The following is a 26,730-nucleotide window of genomic DNA, read 5'->3' on the forward strand; positions in this document are numbered from 1 at the left end:
AGACAACGTTTAACGATTGTATAAAAGGAGTCTTACATGTTTGACAACGTATGGCTGATCCCGCTCTTCCCCTTCATCGGCTTCCTGGTCAACGGCCTTTTGGGGAAAAAGATCAAGAACGAGACCGTCATCGGTGGTATCGGCGCATTTGCCGTGCTCTGTTCGTTCATCGTTTCCTGTATGACCATACTCAGTCTCCTGTCGTTGCCGGGTGAGGAGCGGGTGGCCAACGTCAAGTTGTTTACCTGGATCACCTCAGGCAACTTCAATGCCGACATCGCCTTCCTGATCGATCCGCTCTCCTGTGTCATGATCATGATCGTCACCGGCGTAGGCTTCCTGATCCATGTCTACTCCATCGGTTACATGCACGGTGAAGAAGGGTTCTACCGTTTCTTCGCCTACCTGAACCTGTTCATGTTCTCCATGCTTCTCCTGGTGTTGGGTAACAACCTGCTTCTGATGTTCGTCGGTTGGGAGGGCGTCGGTCTTTGCTCCTATCTGCTGATCGGCTACTACTTCCACAAAAAATCGGCTGGCGACGCCGGCAAGAAAGCATTTGTCATGAACCGTGTCGGCGACTTCGGTTTTCTGCTGGGCGCCTTCACCCTGTTCTGGTACATGGGGCAGAACCATAACGTTTGGACCATCAAATTCACCGAACTGGCCGCCAATTCCCATCTCCTGCCGACCGGCGGAATTGTTACCGTGATCACCCTCTGCTTCTTCCTGGGAGCGACCGGCAAGTCGGCCCAGATCCCTCTCTATACCTGGCTGCCGGACGCCATGGAAGGCCCGACTCCCGTCTCAGCTCTGATCCACGCTGCTACCATGGTCACCGCCGGCGTGTATATGATCGGCCGCATGAATTACCTGTTCATCCGCTCCCCCGAAACCCTTATGGTTATCGCCGTGATCGGCGCATGTACCGCACTGTTCGCCGCCACCATCGGCACGGCGCAGAACGATATCAAGCGCGTGCTGGCCTACTCGACCGTTTCGCAGCTCGGTTACATGTTCCTGGCCATGGGCTCCGGTGCCTTTGCCGCCGGTATCTTCCACCTCATGACCCACGCCTTCTTCAAGGCCTGTCTGTTCCTCGGGTCCGGCGCGGTGATCCACTCCATGCATCATGCCCTGCACCATGTCCATTCCCATGATGACGCTCAGGATATGCGCAACATGGGCGGGTTGAAATCCAAAATGCCGCTGACCTTTCTGACCTTTTTACTGGCAACCATCGCTATTTCCGGCATACCCGGCTTCTCGGGCTTCTTCTCCAAGGACGAGATCCTCTGGCAGGCTTTCTCCAACCCCCACCACGGTGATTTGAACTACCTGCTATGGGGCATGGGAGCCGTGGCCGCCGGCCTGACCGCCTTTTACATGTTCCGTTTGGTGTTCATGACGTTCTTCGGCGAATGCCGCATCACCCCCAAGGCCAAGGACCACCTGCACGAATCACCCATGGTGATCGTCATCCCCCTGATCGTGCTGGCTGCCCTGTCGGTAGTGGGCGGTTACATCGGTTTGCCCAAGTTGATCGGCGAACTGTTCGGTGGTATCCCCAACTATTTTGAACACTATCTGGAGCCGGTCTTCAAGTTCTCGGAAGAATACATGGCGCAACATGCGGCCCATGGCGCCGAACACCACAGTATCGGTCTCGAGTGGGGCCTGATGGGGTTGTCAGTCCTGATTGCGCTGTTTGGCATCGGTGTCGCCTTTACCATGTACGTCAAAAATACAGAATTGCCGAAAAGATTCGTGGCCACATTTCCGGCACTGCACCGCGCCGTCTACAACAAATGGTACATTGATGAACTGTACGACTACCTGTTCGTCAACCCCTGCAAGGCGCTGGGCCGTTTTCTTTGGAAAGGCTTCGACGTTGTGGTGGTCGATGGTGCCGTCAACGGCGTCGCCAATGTGGTGATGGCCTTCAGCGGTGTGTTCCGCTATATGCAGTCCGGTTACATCTACAACTACGCTTGGTCCATGGCCTTCGGTGTGGTGGTGATGCTGGGCTACTACGTCTTCAAGTAAACGACACTTGCAATTTGCATAAAGGAGCATGAATTCATGAGTAACCACCTACTGAGCCTGACGACATTCCTGCCGATACTGGGTGTCTTGCTGCTGCTGTTCATCCCCAAGGACAGCAAGGGAGTGCTGCGAGGTGTCGCGTTAGCGGTGACCGTGGTGACCTTTCTGGTGTCGTTGCCGATTCTGACCGGCTTCCAGACCAACGCCGACTTCCAGTTCACCGAGAACGTACCCTGGATTGCCGCAGGCCCGTTCGCCATGCGCTACAATGTGGGTATAGACGGCATCAGCCTCTGGCTCGTCATCCTGACCACCTTCATCATGCCTTTGGCCGTGCTCTCCACCTGGACCGCAGTGGAAGAGAAGGTCAAGGAGTACATGATCTGCCTGCTGCTCCTGGAAACCGGCATGCTAGGTGCCTTTATCTCTCTGGACCTGTTTCTGTTCTACATATTCTGGGAAGTCATGCTGATCCCGATGTACTTCATCATCGGCATCTGGGGCGGCAAGAACAAAATTTACGCGGCCGTCAAGTTCTTCATCTATACCATGGTCGGCTCGCTGCTCATGCTGGTGGCTCTGATCTTCCTTTACTTCAAAGGATTGGAGGCGGGTTTCACCAACTTCGGCCTGGTGCAGTTCTTCGATCTGCGGCTTGACCCAATGACCCAGACCTGGCTGTTTTTGGCGTTTGCCCTGGCTTTTGCCATCAAGGTGCCCATGTTCCCGCTGCACACCTGGTTGCCGGATGCCCATACCGAGGCCCCGACGGCCGGTTCGGTGATCCTGGCCGCCATCCTGCTGAAGATGGGTACTTACGGCTATGTGCGTTTTGCCCTGCCGCTCTTTCCCGATGCGGCCCATAAGTTCACGCCATTAATCGCCACCTTGGCCGTGATCGGCATCATCTACGCAGCGCTGGTGGCCATGGTGCAGGAAGACGTCAAGAAGCTTGTGGCCTACTCTTCAGTAGCCCACTTGGGGTTCGTCATGTTGGGGGTATTTGCCTTCAATAGTCAGGGCATCACCGGGGGCTTGCTGCAGATGCTCAACCACGGCGTCTCCACCGGCGCGCTGTTCCTTATCGTCGGCTTCATTTATGAACGTCGGCATACCCGCCTGATTACGGATTTCGGCGGTCTCTCCAAGCAGATGCCGATCTTTGCCACCATCTTCATGATCGTGACCCTCTCCTCCATCGGCCTGCCCGGCACCAACGGGTTCGTGGGAGAGTTCCTGATACTCCTGGGTTCCTTCGAGAGTGGTTTGCGCTGGTGGGCAGTGGTCGCCTCCAGCGGCGTGATCCTTTCGGCCGTCTACATGCTCTGGATGTTCCAGCGGGTCATGTTCGGCGAGTTGGACAACCCCAAGAACCAGAAACTTAGTGACTTGAACGCTCGCGAAATAGCCATAATGGTGCCGCTTATTGCCTTGATCTTCATCATGGGGGTCTACCCCAACCCATTTATCGAGAAGATGGATCCAGCCATACAGAAGCTGATTGCTCAGACCAAACCTACCGGTATGTCGGCTCAGCAGATGCCGTCGATGCAAGGATTGCCCGCCGGGCATCCTGCAATGCCCGGCATGGCAGTACCGGCAGTGGAGCAGACCGCACCGGCGGCAGAAAATCCGAACGAAGTCAAGTAACGACACGAGTCAACCCGACCGGAGGATATATTAGATGGACATGATTACAATTCCAGCCGTCAGCATGACCCCGATCCTGCCGGAGATATTCCTCTCCGCGCTTGCCATGGCCCTGCTACTGATCAACGTCTTTGTTCCCAGCAAGCAGAAGTCTTACTTGGGGTATATCAGTTTCATCGGCGTGGTGGTGGCGGCAATCCTGGTGGGGGCCGGATGGGGTGGGCCGGCTGAGAGCAGCTTTAGCGGTTCGGTTGTTCAGGATAACTTCGCCACCTTTTTCAAGATGATCTTCCTGGTATCCGCCGGTCTGGCGATCCTTATCTCCGACCAATATATGGAGCGGGAAGGATGCAACCATGGCGAGCTTTACCCGCTGATTCTCTTCACCGTGGTGGGTATGATGCTGATGGCGGCAGGAACCGACCTGATGACGATTTTCCTCGGACTGGAGGTCATGTCCGTAGCCCTGTATGTTCTGGCCGGTTTCAATCGTGCCAATACGAAGTCGAACGAGGCCGGTCTTAAATACTTCCTTCTGGGCTGTTTTTCCACCGGTTTTCTGCTCTATGGAATGGCCCTGACCTATGGTGCCACCGGCACCACCCGTATCGCCAAGATTGCTGCAATCGTCGGGCAGATGACGGTGCCTTCCGCTAACATCATGCTGGTGGCCGGCATGCTTCTGATGCTGACCGGTTTTGCTTTCAAGGTTGCTGCAGCGCCGTTTCACATGTGGACTCCCGATGTCTATGAGGGGGCTCCGACCCCCATGACGGCCTTCATGTCGGCCGGCCCCAAAGCTGCCGGCTTCGCAGCCGCCCTGAGGATTTTCCTTGTAGCCCTCCCGACCCTTCAGGTGGAATGGAGCCAGGTCCTGTGGGTATTGGCCGTTTTGACCATGACGGTCGGCAATATCACCGCGTTGCGCCAGGACAACATCAAACGCATGCTGGCCTACTCGTCCATCGCCCATGCCGGCTATGCCCTGGTCGGTTTCGCCGCCGGTAACGGCACCGGCACCGCCGGTATCCTGTTCTACATGCTCTCCTACGCCTTTATGAATATCGGCGCTTTCGCAGTGATCATCCTGATCGGCAAAAAGGGTGAATCCAACGGCTCGGTCATGGACTTCGCCGGCCTCGGCTTCAAGCACCCCGTCTTGGCGGTGGCCATGTCCGTGTTCCTGTTCTCGTTGGCCGGTATGCCCCCCACGGCCGGTTTCATCGGAAAGTTTTACTTGTTCTCCGGTGCCATCCAGAAGGGTTATATCGGGCTCGCCATCATCGGCGTTCTTAACAGCGCCGCATCGGTTTACTATTACCTGCGTGTGATGGTCTATATGTATATGAAGGAGCCGACCGAGGACTTCGAGTGGACCCGGGTCAGCGCCCCCATCGCCCTTTCATTGCTCATTTCCGTGGCCGGTTCGTTGATCCCCGGCATCGTGCCGTCGGTAATCCTTCAGTTCGCCGAGCAGGCAATAAAACTCATCTGATCATTGACCGCAATCTCGAAATGAAAAGGGCGGCCTTCGTAGCGAGGCCGCCCTTTTTATTTTGTTCTAAAACCCTGACTCCTTGACATCTGAAAGGATTCTCTCTTACCAGCCTCCACCCTGCCGCGATGCCGGCACGGTCGGCAGCGCGACGGGGTGCCGCATGGGCGGCGACGGATTGGGCTCATCAGGCATGCCGCTCGCTCAGTCTTCACTGATTCAAAATAAAACGAGTCATCAGTGGAAGGTTGGAGTCTTTTCCTGAATAAGGACATAGGGACTGACGATTAGCATGGCAAATTTTTTATGCCGATTGCCGTCCCAGGCGTGTATTTGCGACTCGGTTGGCTTGCCGATCATGCCGGCGCTGATCCAGTCTGCGATTATCTCGGTGTCGTCGTCAGCCACCCGCAAGGCGGCATCGGCCAGATCAAGGCTGTCAGCGACCAGGATGATGCCTCCCCGCTCCAGATGGGCGCGAAGCCAATTCCATTCTGCCTCGTCGATTGAAAGCGCCAAATCCTCTTTGCTCAATTTCATTGGAAACCCTTTTCCCCGCACCATTTCGTGCACGGTAAGAGATGTTCTTGACAAATATATCACACTGTTTGTGTATTTGTATCAGGCTACACAGATAAAGTCGAGCCCTTCCCGCAGACCCATCGGCTGAACCAGCTGTCTGAATTCTTCGCGGGCGCCGCGAACGCCGATGGCGACCAGCATCATTTCTCCTGACAGACGCAACTGGTGCGGATGGATGACCGGAGCACCGTGCAGTTGGCGGCCAATTTTGCGGGGATCCACATCAAGCCAGCAAGACACTTCGATGCCTTTTGTCATCAGCAGGCGTTGCCAGGCACGCCCCTCCTGGCCTGCCCCGGCCATGATCAAGGTTCTCCGGCCTGCAAGAAATCCGGAGATGAGGTGGTCCAGCTTGCAGGCGCGGAAGGCGTTTGCCGCATACTCGCCCATGGTACGGGTTGCTCGATCGGGATGGTCGCGCCAGAAGAACAGTGCCTGCGCCAGACGGCTAAAACGAGTGCCGGCTGCCGCCATGCGCAGCCAGAGGTCATAATCTTCGGGCCATCCGCAGTCGCGATAGCCTCCAAGGTTGGTTAGGAGGTCGCGACGCATCATAACGCTGGGGTGCACAAAAGGGGATTCCACGAACAAATCGCGCATGATGGTCTCGTGGTCGTGGAGTCCATTCTGCCAAGCCTCATAGGCCAGCATGCCCTGTTTCAGTGCAGTGCGGGGGAAGTGGCGGAAGGCGCAGGCCGTAAGTCCGATCTCCTGTTCGGTATCCAGCAGATTTGCTTGGACTTCCAAACGCCTGGGGTGGCATATGTCGTCCCCATCCATGCGGGCTATGAGGGGGGCGCGGCAGGCGGCCAATCCCTCGTTGAGCGCCGCAACCAAGCCGCCTCCCTCGCGCCGCAGGACGCATATGCGAGGGTCGCGAAGCGCTTCGGCGGTCAAGATGGCAGGTGTTGCGTCGGTCGAACCATCGTCAACAACAACCAGTTCCCAGTCGGTCTCCGTCTGTCGAAAAAGCGATTTAAGCGCGGCCGGCAGATATCGCGCCTCGTTGCGCACCGGCATGAGGATGGAAACTCGTGGCGGTCGGCTCATGGGTCTCAATGAAAATCCTGCCAGATGAGCTTGGCTGTGATAATCAGGACCATGGTAATGAATACCGGCCTGATAAAGCGCGTCCCCTTTCGTACGACCATGTGGGCACCGATGCGGGCGCCGACGAACTGGCCGGTCCCCATGATCAATCCTTCGCGCCAGAGCACGGAACCGCCAGCGATGAACACAATAAGCGAGATAACGTTGCTGGTGAAATTCATCACTTTAGTATAGCCGGTCGCCCTGGTCATATTGAATCCCAAGCCGAGCATGAGTGCCATTACCCAAAACGATCCGGTGCCTGGTCCAAGGAAACCGTCGTAAAAGCCCAGAATCAGGCCGGCCGCAAAAAAGAACGGGCTTGGTTTCAGACGGGGGTGGATATCCTCGTACCCCAACCGGGGGGTCGACAAGGTATAGAGCACAATGGCAACCAGCAGCCAAGGGATTATTTGGCGCAAAAGCCCGGGATCGAGCATCTGCACGGTAATGGTGCCAAGAACGGCCCCAATAGCCGTATAGGCGATCCCAATCCGACAGTCATTCAACCGAACAGTTCCGGAGCGGATAAAGGTCAACATGGCACTGCCCGAGCCGAAGCTCGCCTGGAGTTTGTTGGTGCCCAGTGCGATTTGGGGCGGCAAGCCGACTCCAAGTAGGACCGGGATCGTAATCAATCCACCTCCACCGGCAATGGAGTCGACCAGCCCGGCTATGAGGCCGGTAAGAAACAGAAGGGGCAGCAAAAACAAAGCGGGCATTGGTAATCTTTTCTGTTGCAGGAGGTATGCAGGGCGTGACGAGGTACGGCTTTGCAAGGGTTATTTTCGCGATTCCGGTCCGATTGTCAAGCTATTCCGACACCGTGAAAGTTTCCGTACCCCTCTATTTTGGGAATTCCTTGATGTGGCAGATGGCCGCTGGGACTATGGCGGTTCCGGCGGGACTGGGCCGGTTCCTCCGAGTACGACAGCAAATGCGCAGCAAAGGGAAACACAGTTAACGTTTTGCAAACAAATCGGCGTTTGTGGTATGCTTTTTCCAATGAAAAATATACGTAACCAAAATGGCTTTACCCTTTTAGCCGCGTTGATGATTGTGGTCATCATGGGGATAATGCTTAGTCTTGCTGCCCAGCCATGGAAGACGATCATGAAGCGCGAGCGCGAACAGGAACTGCTTTTCCGTGGTCTTCAGATCAGGAACGCCATCGCGGCTTGGAATGGCCAGCTTTCGTCAGATAAATCAAATAAGGCCGTCACTCCCTTGAATGACTTGAAAGAACTGCTGGATGATCAGCGGAGCCTTCAGAAAAAGAAGTACCTGCGACAGCTCTATAAAGACCCCATAACCGGTAAGGACTGGACTCTCATCAAGGATACGACCGGCGTGAAGGGGATTATCGGGGTGGCCAGCACCAGTGATCAGACTCCGCTCAAGACCTCTTTTTCGGAATACTCCGGCCTCGACGCCTTTGCCGGCAAAACAAAATACAGCCAATGGCGTTTTGTATACGGGACTGATCCGGGACCACCATCAACTCTAACAACGCCTTGAATGGGGCTGGACAGGTTTAGAGGGGTGTGTCGTTTGCACTTTCCATCTCGATATGGAAAGTGCTTCTAGAAAATCAAAAAAGTAAGCCGGGAAAAATGTTTTGAGTACAGATTCCGACAACCTGACGCTGGTCGGCACCAACTAGTAAGGAACCAATCTGCTGATGCTGCAAAACCACCAGAGCCTGGGCACTATCTAGCTGAATCTGGCTTCACAGACCGCTCAGGCGTTTCTGAGGCTAATCTGGGTATCCTCTCTCGGCAGATCACAGCTGAGGACACGATGGGATTGCGCTCACATGCAGTTAGGCGGTCAAAATTCACAGTAAAAGGGGTACTTGTTGATATCCACGGTATATTTCGGTATGGACTTTGTTTTAGCTTAAGCTAAAAATAATTTTGTCTGTAGTTGTACGGATCAATATCAATGGTAAAATCTCCAGAAAGTGACATTCTGCGGGACCATACTCATACTGCCCAATAAAACCTGCCCCTTTGCGAGATGGGACCTGAAAGCTGCGGGTCTTCGCTGCAGAAGATGGCCGAGCTGCCGAAGGATGTGCCTTCGCCCTGCTTGGCTATTTTTATATTCATAATCTTTGGTTCTGGCCCGCTGCCATGTGGCAAGGAGTCGGGAATCACACATTAACGCGTTTCCAATCAATATAAGGATCGTAACATGGAACACACTATCGAAATGCGCCACGTCTCTCTGGAATTACATGTAGAGTTTGATGACTTTACCACAACACTCGAACAATCGCTTGGCCGGTTTGGCGAGGCTCTTCTCAAAAATCTGGAGTCCGATCCCTCTTCAGTAGAGGAACGTCTTATGAAAGCGGCGGGAGAAGAGGGGCTGATGCTTTTCAATGTTCAGGATCATGGTAGACTTCTGAGTATCTACGGGACTCCTAAAAGGGCCAAGCAGTACGTTTTGGGAAATCCGCTCATTGCGGCCACGATGACGCGTCATGATATCAGAGCAGGGCTCTACGCGCCTCTAAGGCTCTTTGTCTATGAGGCGGATGACTTAGCGACGCGCATCGAATATGATCAGCCTTCCTCTCTTTTCGGACAGTTCCATAACCCGGAAGTTACGGCCGTAGCCCGGTCGCTCGATGCAAAATTGGCCAATTTGATTAACAAAGTTGAACTGATAGTTGCCGCCGTTCATGAAAAGTGACGACGGAAAGATTCCAGCGGCCATTAATCACTATTACCATGGAGTCGTTTGTCCACTTTTGCTAGCCCGACGCGGGCAGGTGCCGGGGCGCATGGGATGTCACCCCGGTGGAGCCGGAGTCCGTTTGCGGATGCCGCCTTACAATATGGGGATTCGCTGGATTGTCCACCGGGACTATGAAGCCACCCGCAGGGAATCTATGGCATTGTGATTGGCCTTGCCGGTGTCACCGACACGGATCCGAAGAAAGGGGAACAGATGCAACTGGGGATGATCGGATTGGGAAGGATGGGGGCTGACATGGTGCGGCGCCTGATGCGGGGAGGGCACGATTGCGTGGTCTATAACCGGAGTCCCGCGGCAGTGGCGGAGTTGGCGGGCGAAGGTGCTGCCGGAACGGCGTCCCTGGATGAGTTCGTTGCCCGGTTGGCCGCGCCCCGTGCGGTCTGGCTGATGGTGCCGGCTGCGGCGGTGGATGCCGCCATCGCGAGCATCGTGCCGTTGCTGGCACCGGGCGACATCTTGGTCGACGGCGGGAATTCCCACTATCACGATGATATCCGGCGGTGTGCGGAGTTGCAAAAGTTGGGAATCAGTTACCTGGACGTGGGAACCAGCGGCGGGGTTTGGGGGCTTGAACGCGGCTACTGTCTGATGATTGGTGGAGAGCAGGGCGCGGTGGCACGGTTAGAGCCGGTGTTTGCCACCCTGGCACCCGGCAATCGCGCCGCGCCGCCTACCCCTGGTCGCGAGGAGGACACCGGCACCGCCGAGCGGGGGTACCTGCACTGCGGGCCGAGCGGCGCGGGACACTTCGTCAAGATGGTACACAACGGTATCGAGTACGGATTGATGGCGGCTTATGCCGAAGGGTTCAACATCCTTCGCCGGGCCAATGCGGGAAACGAGGGGCAGGAGGCGGACGCCGAGACGGCCCCGTTGCGCCGTCCCGAGTTCTACCGGTATGACCTCAACCTCGCTGACATTGCCGAACTTTGGCGGCGAGGGAGCGTGGTCGCGTCCTGGCTCCTGGATCTCACCGCTCAGGCGCTGCTTGACAGTCCCGGGCTGGACGGGTTTGCGGGACGCGTCTCCGATTCCGGGGAGGGGCGCTGGACCGTCTCGGCAGCCATCGACGAGGGCGTCCCGGCCCCGGTTCTTTCCGCGGCTCTCTATGAACGGTTCAGCTCTCGCGGCGAGGCTGATTTTGCCGATCGGCTGCTCTCCGCCATGCGCTATCAGTTCGGCGGCCATCGGGAAAAAAACGCGGGGAAGGGGGAGTAATCATGCCGCATGCCGCGCCGCTCGAACCGACCATTCTGGTTATCTTCGGCGCTGGAGGAGACTTGACTTGGCGCAAGTTGATCCCGGCGCTCTACAACCTCTATCTCGATAGGCTCCTGCCCGAGCGGTTTGCCATTGTGGGGGTGGCCCGCAAACATCTGGACGACGGGGCGTTCCGCAGGCGCCTTCGGGAAGGGGTAGACCTTTTTTCCCGGCGCGGACCGGCGGACGAGGTTGATTGGGACCGGTTCAGCGCGCATGTTGCCTACCTCTCCGACGATCTCAACGATCCCGCATCCGGCCCGGCGCTCAGCCAGAGGCTGGAGGAGTTGGAACGGACTTGGGGAGTGAGGGCGAACCGGGTGTTCTACCTTGCCATCCCCCCGGAAATGGTGGAGGCCGCTGCAGCGCACCTGCAGCGGCTCGGCGTCTGCCGGGACTGCCAGCGTGACCGTTTGGTGGTGGAGAAGCCGTTCGGTCGGGACCTGGCAACGGCCGTGGCGCTGGATCGGCTTCTGAGCGGTATGTTTGCCGAGTCCCAGATGTACCGCATCGATCACTACCTCGGGAAGGAAACGGTGCAGAATATCCTCGCTTTCCGGTTTGCCAACTCGCTTTTTGAGCCGATCTGGAACCGGCGTTACATCGACCACGTGCAGATCACCGTCGCCGAAACGGTAGGGGTGGAGGAGCGGGGAGGGTACTATGATCGCTCCGGCGCGCTACGCGACATGGTGCAGAACCACCTGCTCCAGATTCTGTGCCTTATTGCCATGGAGCCGCCGATCTCATTCGATGCCGACGAGATCCGGAACAAAAAGGTAGACCTGCTGCGCGCCATACGGCCGATACGGGCCGAGGAGGTTCATTACTCCGCGGTGCGGGGGCAGTACGGCAAGGGCACAGTCAACGGTAGGGCGATGCCGGGATATCGGGAGGAACCGGGGATACCCTCTGGCTCCATCACCGAGACCTTTGCGGCATTCAAGCTCTACATCGACAATTGGCGCTGGCAGGGGGTGCCCTTCTACCTGCGTACCGGCAAGCGGATGCCTGCAAGGGTGTCGGAGGTTTCCATCCTCTTTCGTTCGGCCCCCCATCAGCCCTTTCCCGCGGCCGCAGTGGAGAACTGGCAGCCCAACCGCCTGGTTATCCGTATCCAGCCCGAGGAGGGGATAGTTACCCGTATTCAGGCCAAACAGCCGGGTACCCGGCTCCAGCTTGGTCCAGTGGACATGCAGTTCCGCTACCAGGACGCATTCAGCGTCGCGCCGCCTGAAGCATACGAAACATTGCTCCTGGACGTGATCCGAGGCGACGCCACCCTGTTTATGCGGGCCGACCAAGTGGAGTGCGCCTGGAAGATTGTCGCGCCGGTGCTGGACGCTTGGGAGTCGGTGCCACCTGGCGATTTTCCCAATTACCCCGCCGGGAGCTGGGGGCCGGAGGCCGCCGAACTCCTCATCGCCCACGAAGGTCACAGCTGGCTGCAGCACACGCTGCAGGAGGATCGAAAATGATTTTGGTCTATCCGGACCTGGAGGCCCTGAGTCGGGCCGCCGCCGACCTGTTCGCGGAGCGGGTGGGGAATGCCATCGCAGACCACGGCCGTTGCGCCATTCTCCTCGCCGGTGGTGAAACCCCGCGTCGTACCTATGAACTCCTCGCCGATGAACCGCTACGGAGCCGGGTACCGTGGGGGAGGCTGCATCTTTTCTGGGGGGATGAACGCTCGGTTGCGTCGGATGACCCCCGGAGCAATGCCCAGATGGTCCGACGGGCGTTGCTCGACCGGGTACCGGTCCCGGCGGGACAGGTACATCCCATCCCCGGTGACCGCGACCCCAGGCAGTCCGCGGATGAGTACGAGGAGTTGCTGCACCGGTTTTTCGCCGGGGCTCCACCACGGTTCGATCTGGTGGTGCTGGGGCTCGGGGATGACGGGCACACGGCATCTCTCTTCCCCGACTCGCCGGTCCTGGAGGAAAGGGAACGTTGGGCCTCGGCCACCCGGCGGGCCGGAGAGGAAATCGGCAGGGTCACCCTGACGGTACCCCTTATCAATCAGGCGGAACTGGTCGTCTTTCTCGTGGCGGGCGACGATAAGGCCACAATCCTTCGCGAGGTGTTGGAAGAATATCCTGATCCCCGCAGTCGGCCCGCCAGGATGATCAGGCCGGAGCAGGGCGAACTCCGCTGGCTGGTGGACGCTTCTGCGGCCCGACTGTTGCACCGCACAGGTAAAAATGGCAACCTGGCACATTAAAACGAGGAATATCATTTCAAGGGAGACATACAGATGACCGAATCGGCGTCAGACACCCCCCTCACCAGCCTGTCCGCTTGGCAGGCTCTGCAGACCCACCACAAGACCATTGGCGATGTTCACCTCAGGCAACTCTTCGCTGATGATCCGGTCAGGGGGGAACGGTTGGTGCTGGAGGCGGTGGGACTCTATGTGGATTTTTCCAAGCACCGGATCACAGACGAGACGCTCAGGCTTCTGGTGAAACTGGCCGACGAGTCCGGGCTGCGGTCGAAGATCGATGCCATGTTCGCCGGCAAACGCATCAACGTGACGGAAAACCGGGCTGTGCTCCATACGGCGTTGCGGGCGCCGCGGGGTGCGGCTGTTATGGTTGACGGCGGGAACGTGGTGCCGGGTGTCCACGAGGTGCTCGACCGCATGGCCGAATTTGCTGATCGGGTCCGGGACGGCGTCTGGACCGGCCATACCGGTCGGCGTATCAAGAACGTCGTCAATATCGGCATCGGCGGTTCCGACCTGGGGCCGGTGATGGCCTACGAGGCGCTGCGCCACTACAGCCGGCGGGAGATGATCTTTCGCTTCGTTTCCAACGTGGACGGTACGGACTTTGCCGAGGCGACGCTGGACCTGGACCCGGCCGAAACCCTCTTTATCGTGTCGTCCAAGACCTTCACCACCCAGGAAACCATGACCAACGCCCGAACCGCCCGCTCGTGGCTGGTCCAGGGGCTGGAGGACGAGACGGCTGTTTCCCGGCACTTCGTCGCGGTCTCCACCAACAGGTCAGAGGTGAGTGCCTTCGGTATCGACCCGGCCAACATGTTCGGCTTCTGGGACTGGGTTGGCGGTCGTTATTCCATGGATTCCGCCATCGGGCTCTCCACCATGCTCGCCGTGGGGCCGGAAAACTTCCGGGCGCTTCTGGCCGGATTCCATGCCATGGACGAACATTTTCGCACCGTTCCCTTCGAGCGGAACCTGCCCGTGCTTATGGGGCTTTTGACGGTGTGGTACGCCGACTTTTTTGGAGCCCGGACGGTGGCGGTCCTACCCTACGACCAGTACCTGAAGCGTTTTCCCGCCTACCTCCAGCAGTTGACCATGGAGAGTAACGGCAAGGGGGTCACCCTTGCCGGGGTACCGGTGGATTATGACACGAGCCCTGTCTTCTGGGGGGAGCCGGGGACCAACGGTCAACACTCCTTTTACCAGTTGATTCACCAGGGGACTCATCTTATCCCTTGCGATTTCATTGGGTTCTGTCGTTCCCTGAACCCCTTGGGCTCTCATCACGACCTCCTGATGTCCAATGTCTTCGCCCAGGGCGAAGCGTTGGCATTTGGCAAGGATGCAGACCAAGTCCGTGCAGAGGGGACTCCGGAGTGGCTCGTGCCACACCGAACCTTTGCCGGGAACCGCCCCTCCACCACCATGCTGGCGGAGGAACTTACGCCGGGCATCCTCGGCTCACTGGTGGCCCTTTATGAACATAGTGTATTCACTCAGGGGGCGATCTGGCAGATCGACTCCTTTGACCAGTGGGGGGTGGAGTTGGGGAAATCCCTAGCCCAGAGGATCATCCCCGAACTTGGCTCCGATGAACCGCACCTCGGCCACGACAGTTCCACCAACGCTTTGATCCGCCGCTACCGGCGGCAGAGATAGTGAAACCATTATGGACGTTCTTTCCGCAAACTGGGCTGGTATATAGGGAGGAATACACAAGGGCGAGAAGGTTTCCAGATTTTTGGTGTAGAACTGAAAAAGGAACGCGACTTTTAAAGTCGTGTTCCTTTTGGTTTGAAGCACATAAGTGCTTATTTTGGCGCGCTTGGAGAGATTCGAACTCCCGACCTACGGATTCGTAGTCCGTTGCTCTATCCAGCTGAGCTACAAGCGCAAAGCGTTGCGTAAGGGGTGTGTCCCCTTGAAGATAGTGGTGCCCAGGGACGGAATCGAACCGCCGACACGAGGATTTTCAGTCCTCTGCTCTACCGACTGAGCTACCTGGGCGCAAAAGGATTTTTTATATACCCCGAATTGGTTTCTGCTGTCAACGAAAAACTGTCCAGTTTTCGGGTCTGTCTTAGTATTACTTGTTTTCAGCCTGCTGAACCCGGATAGGGACATAGTTGCAGAAGGGCTCTTCAGCCATATAATCTCCATGGACAGCATCCGCCCTGGCTCGGCAACCGCCGCAGACATTGATGTATTCGCATTGCCCGCATTTGCCCTTGTACGCTTTGAAATTGCGGAGATCGCGGAATATCTCCGAATTTTCCCAGATCTCGCGGAAGGGGGTTTGCTTGACATTACCGGCTACTCGATGGAAGTAGGAGCAGGGCTTGACATTACCGAAACAGTCGATCAGGCAGATGGTCTGGGCTGCTATGCAACCTTTGCCGCCGCCGGTTGAAAACGTCAGGGAGCGCCGTTCGAATTTGAGTCCTTCCGCTTTGGCCTTTTGAGGTACGATCCGGTAATAATGGGGAGCACAGGTAGGCCGCATGAGAATGTCGTCCTCCTCCTTTTCCTGCTGGTAATGCCAATCGAGTATCTCTTCGTAGTCCTCTTTGGAGATCAATTCATTCATGATCGCTTCGCCCCGGCCGGTGGGGACGATCATGAACATATACCAAGCGGTTGCTCCCAGGGATTTGGCCAGCTTGAAGGTGGCGGCAATGTCATGCTGGTTCCGCTTGGTGAAGGATGAGTTGATCAGGAATTTCTGGCCGTTACGGCGGAAGATCTCGGCCGCACGCACAACGCCTTCAAACGAGCCGGGGCACTGGCGGAAATTGTCGTGAATCTCTGCCGATGAACCATCCAGGGAAAGGGACACCATCTTTATGTCGGCCTTTTTCATCTTCTGACAGATCTCGTCGGTTACCAGGGCGCCGTTGCTGGCCATGCACATGCGTAGGCCCAGAGAGGTTCCGAACTCTGCCAGTTCAAAGATGTCCTGACGCAGCAGCGGTTCGCCGCCGGAAAGCACCATAACAGGTTTGGAGAATGCGGCAATCTCTGACAGTAACTTTTTCCCCTCGTCCGTCGTAAAATCCCCTTCCGATGAGGTCATGTCCGAAGAACAACGGCAGTGTACACAACGCAGGTTACACTTTTGGGTGGTCTCCCAGGCGATCCATTTAGGTACGAATTCCTCGCTCATAAGGCTCCCGTCTCAAAGAATAGGGGCGTCAATCCATGACGCCCTTTTAAAACTTTACCCCGAATAGCGATGTAAACTCAAGAATAATTGTGGGAAAATGTTCCACTTGCATGCCCCATACTCGGAGCCCCCGGTTTTTAATAAACTTGAAAGGGCACATCAATTCTGCTATAGAAAGCAAATCAAATATATGCAATTTTTCGCTAATTTTGGGGCAACATTCAAGGAGCGAGGCATGTCCACTCCGCAGATGGTCATGTACGACGAAGAATTTCAGGAGATTAACGAGGTTATCGGCAGGCTCCTGAAAGAGGCAAATGCCAAGGTTATCTTTCTGGTGGATAAAAACGGTCAGCTTATTTCCGGTGTGGGTGAGACCGAACGTTTCGACACCACGTCGCTGGCCTCGCTTACTGCCGGTAACATTGCGGCAACTGGCGGTCTTGCCAAACTTATCGGCGAAAAGGAGTTCTCGATCCTTTTTCATGAGGGGGAGAAGGATAATCTCCATATTTCAATAGTCGGCGGCAGGGTCATCCTGGTGGTGTTGTTCGATAGCCGCTCCTCCCTCGGGTTAGTGCGACTGCGAGTCAAGAAGTCTTCAGAGGAACTTTCGGCAATTTTCGATAGATTGCTCAAAAAGGCTGAGGACAAGGAAAAACGTGGGGTATCCGATTTCCCCTTTGCTGAGATCACTGATGACGATATTGATAGCCTGTTCAGTTAAAAACTTCGAGGTACGCTAGCAATGTCTTTTATCAACTACGCCTCTCGCGAGATTAACTGCAAGATTGTCTATTATGGTCCGGGTTTGTGCGGTAAGACCACGAACCTTCAGTATATTTACCAAAAAACCGCTCCGGACGCCAAGGGCAAGATGATCAGTCTTGCAACCGAAACGGAACGGACGCTTTTTTTCGATTTTCTTCCGTTGGCATTAGGTGAGATACGGGGCTTTAAAACCCGTTTTCACCTGTACACCGTTCCGGGCCAGGTTTTCTATGATGCCTCCCGCAAGCTGATCCTGAAGGGGGTTGACGGTGTTGTTTTTGTGGCCGACTCCCAGGAAGAACGCTCGGACGCCAATACGGAGTCGCTGGACAACCTGCGGATTAACCTCCGGGAGCAGGGGTATGACCTTGATAAGCTCCCCTATGTTGTTCAGTACAACAAGCGTGACCTGGACAATATCCTGAGCATTGAAGAGCTGCGCCGTGAGATTAACCCAACGAATGTCCCTGAATTTGAGGCATGTGCCACAACCGGCGAGGGGGTGTTCGAGACCCTCAAGGCTGTGGCCAAGCTGATCCTGATTGACTTGAAAAAGGGTAAATGATTTCGGAACAGCATCACCTGAAAGCCCATAGAATGAAATCTCTATGGGCTTTCAGGTGAACAATTTGTGGAGGTTTAAAATGTCAACGGAGTTGATCGACGTACCCAGGGGGATGAGCATTATTAAATCGATCCTCGTCAAGCGTCTCCAGACCCCCGGCTACTTTGCTGATGTCTACTTGGTCATGCAGAACGGACAATATGAGGCGGCTTTGTTTATCAACGATAAATACAAGCCCGGTCCGCCGATCCCTTATCCGCTGGATAATCCCACCGAAGAAGTAACCCATTGGATGGGGGTGCGTCCGAGCGTTGGGTTGAGTCCCGAGGAGGCAGACCGGATCATCAGCGAGGTGGAAGGCGAGAATGCCATCCACCGTAAAAAGATGCAGGACCGTTGGAACAAGAGTGACACCCTGTAGGTCTCTTTCAACTTGATTTTTTCAAACCTGCGTGGTAATTAAAAGACCCCGCTGAATCGGGGTGGCGATATCCGGAGAGATGGCCGAGTAGGTCGAAGGCGCTCGCCTGCTAAGCGAGTATACTGGGAAACCGGTATCGAGGGTTCGAATCCCTCTCTCTCCGCCATTTGCGTTGTGATAATGGGTGTTTTTTTGACTAAAGTCGCTCGCATGCCAAGAATTCTGTTCATTGTTGCGCTGTTCCTGTCGGCGGTCCTGGCAGGCTGCCAGCAAAACGAACAGAAGCCTCCGCTGAAAATAGATGCAGCAAAGTCGCATGTGACCAAGAAGGGAACGACGGTAGTCGTCCCCCCTTCCGCGAAAAACGCATGGAAGGCGGTGAAGATTGCCGTCATAGACAAGGCGAACATCAAGGAAACCGTCTACACCATCCCCATCGGCAGTTCAATTTCCATCCCCGAATCCTCCATGAACATTGAAGTTGAAGCCTTTCTTCCAGCCTTCATAATGGAGGGTTCCGTCATGACCACTTCCTCGAACGAACTGAAGAACCCCGGCGCAAAGGTCAAGATAACCGAAAAAGGGAACATCATCTTCAAGGGATGGCTTTTTGCGCGGTTTCCCACGAACACATTCATGCATCCGAGCTACGGCTTTACCCTTGTCGATGCCGTCCCCGCCAAATAGTTAGCGCCCCATGGCCAGCCGATTCAGGTCGGTTTCGTCCGGCTTTGGATGGTGATCGCCTCACGCGCCAACGTGTCGCAGCGTTCGTTTTCGCAATGGCCGTCATGGCCGCGGACCCATTTCCACTCTATGGCGTGTTGTCGCGCAAGCTCCAGAAGCGTCTCCCACAAGTCGCGATTGACGACCGGTTCCTTTTTGCTGTTTTGCCAGCCCTTGCGTTGCCACCCGCCAATCCATTCGGTCATGCCCTTTACCAGATACTGGGAATCGGTCGTAAGGACCACCCGGCAGGGGCGCGTCAGTTGGCGCAAGGCTGCAATGGCGGCAGTCAGTTCCATACGGTTGTTGGTTGTGGCCGCTTCCCCGCCGGAGATTTCTTTTGTGCGCCCCTGACAACGCAGAATGGCGCCATAACCGCCGGGACCCGGGTTGCCGCTGCAGGCTCCGTCACAAAAGATCTCAACCACCTCGCCTGATGGCGTTTGTTCGGTTTTACGCTTCGCCGACATAGGCACCTTCTCTCTTCAGCAGATCGGCGATGGCGTTCATGACACGCTCGACAATGAGTTGGTGGGTCTCCCGTGTGTCTTCCCGACAATACAGGTCGCTGAAATCGAGGGGGGCGCCGAAGACAACAGTGGCGGATTGTCCGAATCCCGGGAACTTCCAGTGGTTCACCCCGGTTAGTGCTGTCGGTATGACCGTGGGGCGGGTGTCGAAGATGATTTTGCCGACGCCGCGGTTGCCTTTACCCAAACGCCCGTCCCTATGCCGCGTTCCTTCGGGGAAGAGCATGACCTTCTGGTCGGCAAGCAGTTGGTTAATGACCCGGTTGGCCTTGACGTCGCGTCCACGCCTGACTGGAAAAGCCCCCCACGAGGAGTACAAAAGACGTGGCACGAGTTTCTGGAATAGTTCTTCCTTGGCCGGAGCCCACACCATCTGCAACGGGTGATGCCTGACGATGGCCCAGGGGAGAAAGATCGTATCGTAGGCGGAAATGTGGTTTGAGGTAAATAACACGCCTCCGCTGTCCGGTATCTGCCCGGCTCCTTTGGAGGAAAAACGGTTCAGGGCCGAGGCATAGAAGCCGATCACCCAGCAGGAAAATGTCACCCAACTACGTCGCAGAAACGATACCTTCATCCGTCTACTTCCTTCATAATGCCGCTGTACGGCAGAAATGGCCCTGTAAGCTTTCCGCTTATATCATGTCCGGCACAATTCGGCAACCATGGCCGGGGCGGGTTGTTCTGCATTGGAATTGCCCATGATTGCTGCTATAGTTTAGTCATGAACGTTTCCAACCGAGAGATCATTTTTAACGGACTGGTATACGATGTTGAACAGATGCTGGTGGAAATCGGCTCCCGAGGCAATCATATATTTCAGGTCATCCGCCACCCCGGCGGCGCCGGGGTTCTGCCGGTGCATGACGATGGCAGCGTATCGCTGATCCGGCAGCTTCGTCCGGCGGTTAACGCCGTTCTGCTGGAGGTGCCGGCCGGTCGTCTCAGCCCCGGGGAGCCGCCTCTTCAGTGCGCCGGTCGCGAGTTGCGGGAGGAGACGGGGATGCAGGCGGAGCAGTTGGTTTCGCTCGGTATGATTCATTCGTCCCCCGGTGTGTTCGATGAGGTCATCCACCTCTATGCGGCTACCGGCATCTCCCAGGGAGAAGCGGAACCGGAGGATGACGAGGAGATCGAGGTGGTCCGCATGCCCTTTGCCGAAGCGCTTGCCATGGCTGCCGAGGGGCGCATCAGCGATGCCAAAACCATAGCTACGCTTTTCAGATGGGACCAGAGATGCCGCATGCAAACTACCTGATAGGCCGCCAGCCGATTCTTGACCGGAACGAGCAGGTCGTCGCCTACGAACTGCTGTTTCGTACGGCCGCGGCGCATAACACGGCAACGATAGCGGACGCCACTCAGGCTACCGCCAGCGTAATCATTAATGCCCTGTCCGGCTTCGGCCTGGAAAGAATCCTCGGCAACCACAGGGGCTTCATCAATATGGAATTGGACCTGTTGTTGAGCGATTCCCTGGGAATTCTGCCTTGGGACCGGGTGGTGCTGGAACTTCTGGAGTCTCTTGTGATCACTCCCAAATTGGTGGAGCGCTGCCGGGTACTGAAACAAGAGGGGTTCCAGCTCGCCCTGGATGACCACGAGTACGACCCTGCCTATGAAGAGTTGTACGGCATTGTGGACATTGTCAAGATCGACCTTCTGCAAACTCCACCCTCGCGCTTGGCCGGGATGGTGGAAAAGTTCCGGCCCTATCCCGTCAAACTGTTGGCTGAGAAGGTTGAGACGCGGGACGAATACCGCCTATGCCTCGATCTGGGTTTCGAGTACTTCCAAGGGTTCTACTTCGCCAAGCCGTCGGTAATGGAAAAGAAGCGCTTCGACGAGTCCGGTTCGACCCTTTTGAAGTTGATGGACCTGTTGATGAAGGATGCCGAACTGGAAATGATTGAACAGGCCTTCCGGGCAAGCCCCGGCCTGACCTACAAACTGCTCCTCCTGGTCAACTCGGTCTCTCTGGGGTTGCGCGGCAAGATTCAGAACATTCGCCATGCTGTGGCCCTCTTGGGGCGCCAACAGATCAAACGCTGGGTGCAATTGGCCTTGTTCGTTTCGGATGCCCACAGCGGGCCGGAGAATCCGCTGGTGGAGTTTGCCGCGGTACGGGCCGCATTCATGGAGCAGTTGGCCTATCGGCATTCCGGCCTTAAGGACGGCAAGGATGCGGGCGAGCAGGCCTTTCTGACCGGCATCCTCTCGGTTCTCGGGAGTATCTACGATATATCCATAGACGAAATTCTTGCCAACCTCAGCCTCTCCGAGGCCGTCAAGGAAGCTTTGACGAACCGGGGTGGGGCGCTGGGGCAGCTTTTGCAGCTCTCTGAACAACTGGAAAACCTGGACGCCAGGTTTGACTCGGACTGGCTCGAAGAGATGGGGCTTTCCCAGGAATACATCCTGGCGGCGCAGGTGAAGGCCTACGGTTGGCGCGACGGGATGCTCTGAATATGTCGGATTTTGCCGTCAGCGAGGAAAAAAACCGCTGGCTCGTCCGTAAAATGGCCGAGTTGGGGGTGAAGGAGGATGACCTGGAGGAGGCCTTTGTCCGCTCCTCGGGCAACGGCGGCCAGCACGTCAACAAAACCTCGACCTGCGTCCAGTTGCATCACAGGCCAAGCGGCATCGTGGTTACCGCTTCGCGGGAGCGTAGCCAGTCGGTAAACCGTTTCCTGGCACGGCGTGAATTGCTGGAGCGGCTTGAGGCACAGACCGGCGTGCAGACGGCGGAGATGAAACGGGTCGAGAAACTGCGCAAACAGAAAGACCGGCGCCGCAGGCGGACCGCCACAAAGGTTGCACCATGATAACCCCTGAAACCCTGAAGCGTCTGGAGTTCGATAAAATCCTGACCGAGATCGCCGTCCAGGCGCACAGCGATGTGACCCGTGAACAGGTCATGGCAACTGCGCCGCTTAAGGACGCGGAACAGATCCGGCTTATCGCAGGCCGAATCGACGAGGTCCGTAGTCTGATCAGCCTGGGTATAGCCCTGCGCCTTACAGCTTTCGAGGACATCCGTCCGCTTCTGGAGGTCGTCCGCCCGGCGGGGGCCTTTCTGGCGCCGCAGGACCTGTTGCAGTTCATTCCCGTGTTGAGTGCGTTTAGCGAGATTTCGCGTCAACTTGCCCCGCGGAGCGATATTCCCCGACTTGCGTCGCTTAGTCCCTCGTTGCGCCCCTTTCCCGAGATCCTCGAACCACTGGCAGCGTCTATCGACCATGACGGTAGCATCATGGACAGCGCCTCCGTACAACTCCGGGAGATTCGCCGGGCCAAGCGCTCCCTGGCAGCCCGCATCCGCAAGAAGATCGAGGAGATCGTCCGGGACAACGACATCGGGGTCTTTCTTCAGGATGACTTCATCACCCAGCGTTCGGGACGCTGGGTGATACCGGTACGCATGGACTCAAAGGGAATGGTGCGTGGTGTGGTGCACGATGTCTCGGCCTCGGGCGAGACTGCCTTTATGGAACCGCTGGAGATCATTCCTTTTGTCAACGAGCTGGAGAATGTGAGTGCCGAGGAAAAGGCCGAGGAGATCCGCATTCTGCGCCAGCTCTCGGCATGGATTCGCGAGGATGCCCCGGCCCTGGAAGGATGCTTCGCCACACTGGTAGCCCTGGATGTGCTTAACTGCATGGCCCGTTTCGCCGAACGCCACGGTCTGGAAACACCCGGCTTGAACAGCGATGGCATCCTGAGGCTGGCCCAGGCCCGCCATCCGCTTTTGCTGATGCTCCAGCGCCAGGGGGCTATCCCCCGTGTGCAACCGTTGGACCTTGAGATGGGGGATGAAGGGCGCGTCATGGTCATCACCGGTCCCAATGCCGGCGGCAAGACCATTGCTCTGAAGACCGCCGGGGTCCTTACCCTGTTGGCCCTGTGCGCCATACCGGTGCCGTGCGACGGAGCGCGTTCCACCTTCCCTCTCCTGGATACCCTGTTGGTGGACATCGGTGACGAACAATCCATCGAACAGAGCCTGTCCACCTTCTCGGCCCATGTAGCGCGTATTGTGACCATCCTGGGGCAGGCCGGTCCGCGTTCCCTGGTGCTGTTGGATGAACTGGGCGCCGGCACCGAGCCGCAACAGGGAGCGGCCATCGCGTGCGGCGTACTGCGAGATTTGCAGGAACGGGGCGCCACGGTGATCGCCACTACCCACCTGTCGGAGATCATCGGTTTTGTCCACCGTACACCGGGCATGATCAACGCGGGCATGGAATACGACGCTGAAACCTATACCCCGCTCTACCGCTTGATCAGTGGCGAGCCGGGACACTCCCATGCCGTCGAGATCGCCCGGCGCTACGGCATGCCCGAGCGGGTGATCGCCTTTGCCCGGGAGATGGTGGGGAGTGGGGGAGCGGAATTCACTGCGTTGTTGGCCGACCTGCACCGTCGGCGGGATGAACTGAACGCGGCACGGCAAGAGTTGGAGCGCCAGAAAGAACTGGTGCACAGCAAACAGCGAGAGGTGGAGGCCCGCGCCGGTGCCATCGAGGTGGCTCGGCGGGAGGCATCAGACAAGGCGTGGGCCGAGGCACGGGAGTTGATCTCCACAACCCGGCGGCAGATGAATGAACTGCTGGACGAGTACAAACGGGAAAAACGCGCCGAGATCATCGAAAAACTGCGCCAAAGCGAGGTGGAACTGACCGAACAGCTTGAACCGCGGACCTCCGCAGTGCGTGACCGGACCCCGCTCAAGGCGGTCAAGACGGGAGATGCGGTACATGTGCGCTCGCTGGGGCACGACGGCATTGTGGTTGCCGTGGACCTGAGGCAAGCAAAGGCGCGGGTCAGAACTGGCAGTATGGACGTGGATGTGGGCATCGGTGATCTGTCGGCTCCTCTACAGCAGGGGAAACAAAAAGCGCGGCGCCTGACCCAGGATGCCTGGAAGGCAGGCCATGCCGAAAATGAAGAGCGAGAACTGAAGCTCATCGGCCTGCGGGTTGATGAGGCTCTGGACCTGCTGGAACCGTTTCTCAACCACGCTTCGCTGAACGGCCTCTCAGAGGCGCGCGTTATCCACGGCGTCGGCACAGGGCGGCTGCGGGATGCGGTGCGTGAACACCTGGCCCGCCATCCGTTGGTGGAGGAATTCCGCCCAGGCGGCCCCCACGAGGGAAGAGACGGCGCCACGGTGGTGCTCTTACGGCAGTGACGTTACATTCACCGTTGCCGCCTTCGATCGACGGGCGGGACGTTGTGGGGGAGGTTCACCCTGGACAGCTTCATTATCGAAGTAAGTGAACAGGACGTAAAGCGGGAGAGGGATAAGTCCCGGGAGTTGCGCAGAAGCCGCTGGTGGCAGAACCGCCTCGCCCTGGGGCGATGTCACTGGTGTGGCGGCACGTTCCCCCCCGATGAACTGACCATGGACCACATCATTCCCCTTGCCCGGGGCGGCAAGGGTTCCCGCAATAATGTGGTGCCTGCCTGCAAGGAATGCAACAGCCGGAAAAAGTACCTGCTGCCCATGGAGTGGGAGGATTATATCAAGCAGTTTGAAAAACGGGAGCAGTGAACGTGAATGCCGTGAAGAGTCGTTATAAGCTGGTCATCTACGATTGCGACGGGGTCATGTTCGACTCCCTCGAATCCAATTATATTTTTTACAACCGGGTTCTGGAACACCTGGACCGGCCGCCGCTGGACCGGGGGGACGAGCATGCCCGAAAGGTGCTGCATACCTATTCCTTTAACGATGTGATGGACTATTTTTTTGCCGGAGACCCCTGCCGCGAGGAGGCCTTGCGCTTCGCCAAGACCATCCACTACCGAGACCTGGCCCCCTACATGCGCATGGAGGAAGGATTGATCGCGACCCTTGACCAGCTCAAGGGTCGCGTCTCCCTGGCTGTGTGCACCAATCGGGCGGTTTCCATGGATATGATCATCGAGGATTTCGGGCTGACCGGCTACTTTGCATGTGTCATGACCGCATCCCAGGTGACGAATCCCAAGCCACACCCCGAACCGCTCATCAAAGTCCTGGATTATTTCGGCGTAGAACCGCACGAGGCGCTCTTCGTGGGGGATGGGGAGGTGGACATGCTGTCGGCCCACGGTGCAGGGGTCCCGTTTGTGGCCTACAAGACCAATCTGCCCGGCCAACTCCGCATCGAGCGTCATGACGAGATCATGCCACATCTCTTCGGGGAACCCTAAAAGATTTTTGAAAAACAGCCATCAGGCCTTCGTCCTCGAAGCCCCTTTTGTGAGCGAGGCCTTTGGCCTCATCCTTCGGGCGCCTTCGCGATCCAATTCAGCAAGCTGAATTGTGCAGCGTAGCGCTGCTACGCCTCCGCAGGTCTGTCTAGCGGGTGTGACGATCTGACTATTTTCAAACAACCTGAGTTTTTCAGCAGGTTGCCAAGAACCTGACGGTTGATTATCCTCTCAACCGTTCTCCTCCCCGGCCGCTGTGCCGTAGCTGCGGACCTGCTCCATCAGGAAATCCGCAAAGGCCCGGTTGGCCCGGGACAGGTAGGCCCCCTTCTTCCAGGCCAGCATCAGATCCAGGTGCAGCGGCGGGTCGAAGGACACGGCCCGCAGTTCTGCATCGTCCTCTACTACCATGCGTAACAGGGTAGAGATGCCGAGCCTTTTTTTAACCAGTGACTTGACCATGGTGTACAGGTTGGTTTCGAAGACCACCTGGGGCGTCATGCCGCTTTCCTGCATTTCCTCAAAGAGCATCTCCCGCTGGTAGTACCCTTCCTTGAACATGATGAGCGGTTGGCGCGCAAACTCCCCCAGGGGCACGGCGGAACGGGCGGTGAATGGGTGGTCGGGAGGGACGCAGACCACTACCTCTTCCCGCAGTATATGTCGTACTTCCAGATTGTCGGGGATATGCCCGCCGGCAATGACCCCCATGTCTAATTCCCCCAGACTGATCATCTTCTGGATACTGGCAGCGCCTTCGCCGGAAACCTCAAGGCGCAGGTGCGGATAGCGCTCAGCAAAACCGCAGATAATGGTCGGGAAGAAGTAGGCGCTCATCATGGGCGGAACTCCGACACGTACCTCACCCTTGTCAAGGCCACGTAGATCTGCCATCTCCTGGCCGGCAGCCTTCAGGTTCCCCAGGATGCGTTGGGCATGCTCCAACAGTATCACCCCCTCGGCCGTCAGGGATACCTTGCGGTCCTGCCGGTTGAACAGAACCAGCTCCAATTCCTCTTCCAGTTTGCGGATGGCCGTACTGACGGCGGGTTGTGCCACATGCAGTTCTTCGGCCGCTCTGGTAAAGTTGCTGAACCGGGCAATCTCCGCAAAGAATTTCAACTGACGCAAATCCATTCTGCATACTCCATACTAAAATATTATCGATACGATACATATTATATATTTTTGTTATCGTCGTGCAAGTGCTACGCTACCATTATATTCGAAACAGG

The 26,730-nt window shown here is 57.0% G+C and carries 26 protein-coding genes and 3 tRNA genes; 20 read left to right on the forward strand and 9 right to left on the reverse strand.

From position 1 onward, the window contains the following. Positions 1–36 precede the first annotated feature (36 nt). The 3 genes from nuoL to LDN12_RS03165 are packed head-to-tail and all read left to right on the forward strand — an operon-like array spanning position 37 to position 5,191. The gene (gene nuoL, locus LDN12_RS03155) at positions 37–2,046 is read left to right on the forward strand and encodes an NADH-quinone oxidoreductase subunit L (RefSeq protein ID WP_223921237.1); all 2,010 of its coding nucleotides are present in this window, start codon (positions 37–39) and stop codon (positions 2,044–2,046) included. A gap of 36 nt (positions 2,047–2,082) precedes the next feature. Beyond that, complete coding sequence (locus LDN12_RS03160; RefSeq protein ID WP_223921238.1) at positions 2,083–3,696, forward strand: NADH-quinone oxidoreductase subunit M; 1,614 nt, start codon at positions 2,083–2,085, stop codon at positions 3,694–3,696. A 34-nt stretch (positions 3,697–3,730) separates the two neighbouring features. Beyond that, positions 3,731–5,191, forward strand: a complete 1,461-nt coding sequence (locus LDN12_RS03165; protein ID WP_223921239.1) for an NADH-quinone oxidoreductase subunit N — start codon at positions 3,731–3,733, stop codon at positions 5,189–5,191. A gap of 237 nt (positions 5,192–5,428) precedes the next feature. Here the strand turns inward: LDN12_RS03165 and LDN12_RS03170 are convergent, their stop codons facing one another. The 3 genes from LDN12_RS03170 to LDN12_RS03180 all read right to left on the reverse strand — a co-directional run bounded on the left by LDN12_RS03170 (position 5,429) and on the right by LDN12_RS03180 (position 7,584). After that, complete coding sequence (locus LDN12_RS03170) at positions 5,429–5,731, reverse strand: DUF2288 domain-containing protein (RefSeq protein ID WP_223921240.1); 303 nt, start codon at positions 5,729–5,731, stop codon at positions 5,429–5,431. Positions 5,732–5,812: 81 nt separating this feature from the next. Further along, a complete protein-coding gene (locus tag LDN12_RS03175; RefSeq protein ID WP_223921241.1) occupies positions 5,813–6,823 on the reverse strand; it encodes a glycosyltransferase family 2 protein in 1,011 nt (336 codons plus the stop codon). A gap of 5 nt (positions 6,824–6,828) precedes the next feature. Further along, positions 6,829–7,584, reverse strand: a complete 756-nt coding sequence (locus tag LDN12_RS03180) for a TSUP family transporter (RefSeq protein WP_223921242.1) — start codon at positions 7,582–7,584, stop codon at positions 6,829–6,831. A gap of 145 nt (positions 7,585–7,729) precedes the next feature. Between LDN12_RS03180 and LDN12_RS03185 the strand changes: the two genes are divergently transcribed. The 6 genes from LDN12_RS03185 to pgi all read left to right on the forward strand — a co-directional run bounded on the left by LDN12_RS03185 (position 7,730) and on the right by pgi (position 14,780). Then, positions 7,730–8,380, forward strand: a complete 651-nt coding sequence (locus tag LDN12_RS03185; RefSeq protein WP_223921243.1) for a type II secretion system protein — start codon at positions 7,730–7,732, stop codon at positions 8,378–8,380. A 678-nt stretch (positions 8,381–9,058) separates the two neighbouring features. Then, the gene (locus LDN12_RS03190) at positions 9,059–9,562 is read left to right on the forward strand and encodes a DUF302 domain-containing protein (RefSeq protein ID WP_223921244.1); all 504 of its coding nucleotides are present in this window, start codon (positions 9,059–9,061) and stop codon (positions 9,560–9,562) included. A 258-nt stretch (positions 9,563–9,820) separates the two neighbouring features. Then, entirely contained in the window at positions 9,821–10,846 is a 1,026-nt protein-coding gene (gene gnd, locus LDN12_RS03195; protein WP_374045074.1) for a phosphogluconate dehydrogenase (NAD(+)-dependent, decarboxylating), read from the forward strand. Positions 10,847–10,848: 2 nt separating this feature from the next. Continuing rightward, positions 10,849–12,366, forward strand: coding sequence for a glucose-6-phosphate dehydrogenase (gene zwf, locus LDN12_RS03200; protein WP_223921246.1), 1,518 nt, complete (start codon positions 10,849–10,851; stop codon positions 12,364–12,366). After that, a complete protein-coding gene (gene pgl, locus LDN12_RS03205) occupies positions 12,363–13,112 on the forward strand; it encodes a 6-phosphogluconolactonase (RefSeq protein WP_223921247.1) in 750 nt (249 codons plus the stop codon). The genes zwf and pgl overlap by 4 nt, the downstream gene beginning before the upstream one ends. A gap of 33 nt (positions 13,113–13,145) precedes the next feature. Further along, positions 13,146–14,780 (forward strand): glucose-6-phosphate isomerase, encoded by a 1,635-nt coding sequence (gene pgi / locus LDN12_RS03210; protein ID WP_223921248.1) that lies wholly within the window; start codon positions 13,146–13,148, stop codon positions 14,778–14,780. 158 nt (positions 14,781–14,938) lie between these two features. Here the strand turns inward: pgi and LDN12_RS03215 are convergent. From LDN12_RS03215 to LDN12_RS03225, 3 genes are all read right to left on the reverse strand, one after another. Beyond that, positions 14,939–15,015, reverse strand: a tRNA-Arg gene (locus tag LDN12_RS03215). Positions 15,016–15,052: 37 nt separating this feature from the next. Continuing rightward, positions 15,053–15,128, reverse strand: a tRNA-Phe gene (locus LDN12_RS03220). A gap of 79 nt (positions 15,129–15,207) precedes the next feature. Further along, positions 15,208–16,284 (reverse strand): radical SAM/SPASM domain-containing protein, encoded by a 1,077-nt coding sequence (locus tag LDN12_RS03225; protein WP_223921249.1) that lies wholly within the window; start codon positions 16,282–16,284, stop codon positions 15,208–15,210. A gap of 235 nt (positions 16,285–16,519) precedes the next feature. Between LDN12_RS03225 and LDN12_RS03230 the strand changes: the two genes are divergently transcribed. From LDN12_RS03230 to LDN12_RS03250, 5 genes are all read left to right on the forward strand, one after another. After that, on the forward strand, positions 16,520–17,011 hold the full coding sequence (locus LDN12_RS03230; protein WP_223921250.1) for a roadblock/LC7 domain-containing protein: 492 nt from the start codon (positions 16,520–16,522) through the stop codon (positions 17,009–17,011). 21 nt (positions 17,012–17,032) lie between these two features. Then, complete coding sequence (locus LDN12_RS03235) at positions 17,033–17,620, forward strand: ATP/GTP-binding protein (protein WP_223921251.1); 588 nt, start codon at positions 17,033–17,035, stop codon at positions 17,618–17,620. A 79-nt stretch (positions 17,621–17,699) separates the two neighbouring features. After that, entirely contained in the window at positions 17,700–18,041 is a 342-nt protein-coding gene (locus LDN12_RS03240; RefSeq protein ID WP_223921252.1) for a hypothetical protein, read from the forward strand. 73 nt (positions 18,042–18,114) lie between these two features. Further along, positions 18,115–18,207: transfer RNA gene (locus LDN12_RS03245), tRNA-Ser, on the forward strand. 44 nt (positions 18,208–18,251) lie between these two features. Continuing rightward, positions 18,252–18,728 carry a DUF2155 domain-containing protein gene (locus LDN12_RS03250; protein ID WP_223921253.1) on the forward strand — a complete coding sequence of 159 codons (477 nt, stop codon included), beginning with the start codon at positions 18,252–18,254 and terminating at the stop codon, positions 18,726–18,728. A gap of 23 nt (positions 18,729–18,751) precedes the next feature. Here LDN12_RS03250 and rnhA read toward each other — a convergent pair whose 3' ends face one another. Continuing rightward, positions 18,752–19,237, reverse strand: a complete 486-nt coding sequence (gene rnhA, locus LDN12_RS03255; protein ID WP_223921254.1) for a ribonuclease HI — start codon at positions 19,235–19,237, stop codon at positions 18,752–18,754. Then, entirely contained in the window at positions 19,221–19,874 is a 654-nt protein-coding gene (locus tag LDN12_RS03260; protein WP_223921255.1) for a 1-acyl-sn-glycerol-3-phosphate acyltransferase, read from the reverse strand. Before LDN12_RS03260 ends, rnhA begins: the two co-directional genes overlap by 17 nt. Before the next feature lie 147 nt (positions 19,875–20,021). Here LDN12_RS03260 and LDN12_RS03265 point away from each other — a divergent pair, with 147 nt between their 5' ends. The 6 genes from LDN12_RS03265 to LDN12_RS03290 are packed head-to-tail and all read left to right on the forward strand — an operon-like array spanning position 20,022 to position 25,495. Further along, a complete protein-coding gene (locus tag LDN12_RS03265; RefSeq protein WP_223921256.1) occupies positions 20,022–20,555 on the forward strand; it encodes an NUDIX hydrolase in 534 nt (177 codons plus the stop codon). After that, complete coding sequence (locus tag LDN12_RS03270) at positions 20,534–21,763, forward strand: EAL and HDOD domain-containing protein (RefSeq protein ID WP_223921257.1); 1,230 nt, start codon at positions 20,534–20,536, stop codon at positions 21,761–21,763. Before LDN12_RS03265 ends, LDN12_RS03270 begins: the two co-directional genes overlap by 22 nt. Before the next feature lie 2 nt (positions 21,764–21,765). Then, a complete protein-coding gene (locus LDN12_RS03275; RefSeq protein WP_223921258.1) occupies positions 21,766–22,122 on the forward strand; it encodes a peptide chain release factor-like protein in 357 nt (118 codons plus the stop codon). Further along, positions 22,119–24,488, forward strand: coding sequence for an endonuclease MutS2 (locus LDN12_RS03280; protein ID WP_223921259.1), 2,370 nt, complete (start codon positions 22,119–22,121; stop codon positions 24,486–24,488). The genes LDN12_RS03275 and LDN12_RS03280 overlap by 4 nt, the downstream gene beginning before the upstream one ends. 60 nt (positions 24,489–24,548) lie before the next feature. Further along, positions 24,549–24,851: an HNH endonuclease gene (locus LDN12_RS03285; protein WP_223924014.1), complete on the forward strand. Its 303-nt coding sequence runs from the start codon at positions 24,549–24,551 to the stop codon at positions 24,849–24,851. Positions 24,852–24,862: 11 nt separating this feature from the next. Beyond that, positions 24,863–25,495 (forward strand): HAD family hydrolase, encoded by a 633-nt coding sequence (locus LDN12_RS03290; RefSeq protein WP_223921260.1) that lies wholly within the window; start codon positions 24,863–24,865, stop codon positions 25,493–25,495. A gap of 231 nt (positions 25,496–25,726) precedes the next feature. Here LDN12_RS03290 and LDN12_RS03295 read toward each other — a convergent pair whose 3' ends face one another. Then, the gene (locus LDN12_RS03295) at positions 25,727–26,632 is read right to left on the reverse strand and encodes a LysR family transcriptional regulator (RefSeq protein ID WP_223921261.1); all 906 of its coding nucleotides are present in this window, start codon (positions 26,630–26,632) and stop codon (positions 25,727–25,729) included. Positions 26,633–26,730 lie beyond the last annotated feature (98 nt).

It is taken from the genome of Geobacter sp. AOG2, from assembly GCF_019972295.1.
Taxonomy (GTDB): Bacteria; Desulfobacterota; Desulfuromonadia; order Geobacterales; family Pseudopelobacteraceae; genus Oryzomonas.

Coding starts and splice junctions, on each gene's coding strand:
- LDN12_RS03170 (WP_223921240.1), bottom strand. CDS start 5,731: ATGAAATTGAGCAAAGAGGATTTGGCGCTTTCAATCGACGAGGCAGAA.
- LDN12_RS03175 (WP_223921241.1), bottom strand. CDS start 6,823: ATGAGCCGACCGCCACGAGTTTCCATCCTCATGCCGGTGCGCAACGAG.
- LDN12_RS03190 (WP_223921244.1), top strand. CDS start 9,059: ATGGAACACACTATCGAAATGCGCCACGTCTCTCTGGAATTACATGTA.
- LDN12_RS03265 (WP_223921256.1), top strand. CDS start 20,022: ATGAACGTTTCCAACCGAGAGATCATTTTTAACGGACTGGTATACGAT.
- LDN12_RS03180 (WP_223921242.1), bottom strand. CDS start 7,584: ATGCCCGCTTTGTTTTTGCTGCCCCTTCTGTTTCTTACCGGCCTCATA.
- LDN12_RS03250 (WP_223921253.1), top strand. CDS start 18,252: ATGCCAAGAATTCTGTTCATTGTTGCGCTGTTCCTGTCGGCGGTCCTG.
- LDN12_RS03160 (WP_223921238.1), top strand. CDS start 2,083: ATGAGTAACCACCTACTGAGCCTGACGACATTCCTGCCGATACTGGGT.
- LDN12_RS03280 (WP_223921259.1), top strand. CDS start 22,119: ATGATAACCCCTGAAACCCTGAAGCGTCTGGAGTTCGATAAAATCCTG.
- LDN12_RS03275 (WP_223921258.1), top strand. CDS start 21,766: ATGTCGGATTTTGCCGTCAGCGAGGAAAAAAACCGCTGGCTCGTCCGT.
- LDN12_RS03225 (WP_223921249.1), bottom strand. CDS start 16,284: ATGAGCGAGGAATTCGTACCTAAATGGATCGCCTGGGAGACCACCCAA.
- LDN12_RS03295 (WP_223921261.1), bottom strand. CDS start 26,632: ATGGATTTGCGTCAGTTGAAATTCTTTGCGGAGATTGCCCGGTTCAGC.
- zwf (WP_223921246.1), top strand. CDS start 10,849: ATGCCGCATGCCGCGCCGCTCGAACCGACCATTCTGGTTATCTTCGGC.
- LDN12_RS03260 (WP_223921255.1), bottom strand. CDS start 19,874: ATGAAGGTATCGTTTCTGCGACGTAGTTGGGTGACATTTTCCTGCTGG.
- LDN12_RS03230 (WP_223921250.1), top strand. CDS start 16,520: ATGTCCACTCCGCAGATGGTCATGTACGACGAAGAATTTCAGGAGATT.
- LDN12_RS03240 (WP_223921252.1), top strand. CDS start 17,700: ATGTCAACGGAGTTGATCGACGTACCCAGGGGGATGAGCATTATTAAA.
- LDN12_RS03235 (WP_223921251.1), top strand. CDS start 17,033: ATGTCTTTTATCAACTACGCCTCTCGCGAGATTAACTGCAAGATTGTC.
- LDN12_RS03165 (WP_223921239.1), top strand. CDS start 3,731: ATGGACATGATTACAATTCCAGCCGTCAGCATGACCCCGATCCTGCCG.
- pgi (WP_223921248.1), top strand. CDS start 13,146: ATGACCGAATCGGCGTCAGACACCCCCCTCACCAGCCTGTCCGCTTGG.
- rnhA (WP_223921254.1), bottom strand. CDS start 19,237: ATGTCGGCGAAGCGTAAAACCGAACAAACGCCATCAGGCGAGGTGGTT.
- nuoL (WP_223921237.1), top strand. CDS start 37: ATGTTTGACAACGTATGGCTGATCCCGCTCTTCCCCTTCATCGGCTTC.
- gnd (WP_374045074.1), top strand. CDS start 9,821: ATGCAACTGGGGATGATCGGATTGGGAAGGATGGGGGCTGACATGGTG.
- pgl (WP_223921247.1), top strand. CDS start 12,363: ATGATTTTGGTCTATCCGGACCTGGAGGCCCTGAGTCGGGCCGCCGCC.
- LDN12_RS03270 (WP_223921257.1), top strand. CDS start 20,534: ATGCCGCATGCAAACTACCTGATAGGCCGCCAGCCGATTCTTGACCGG.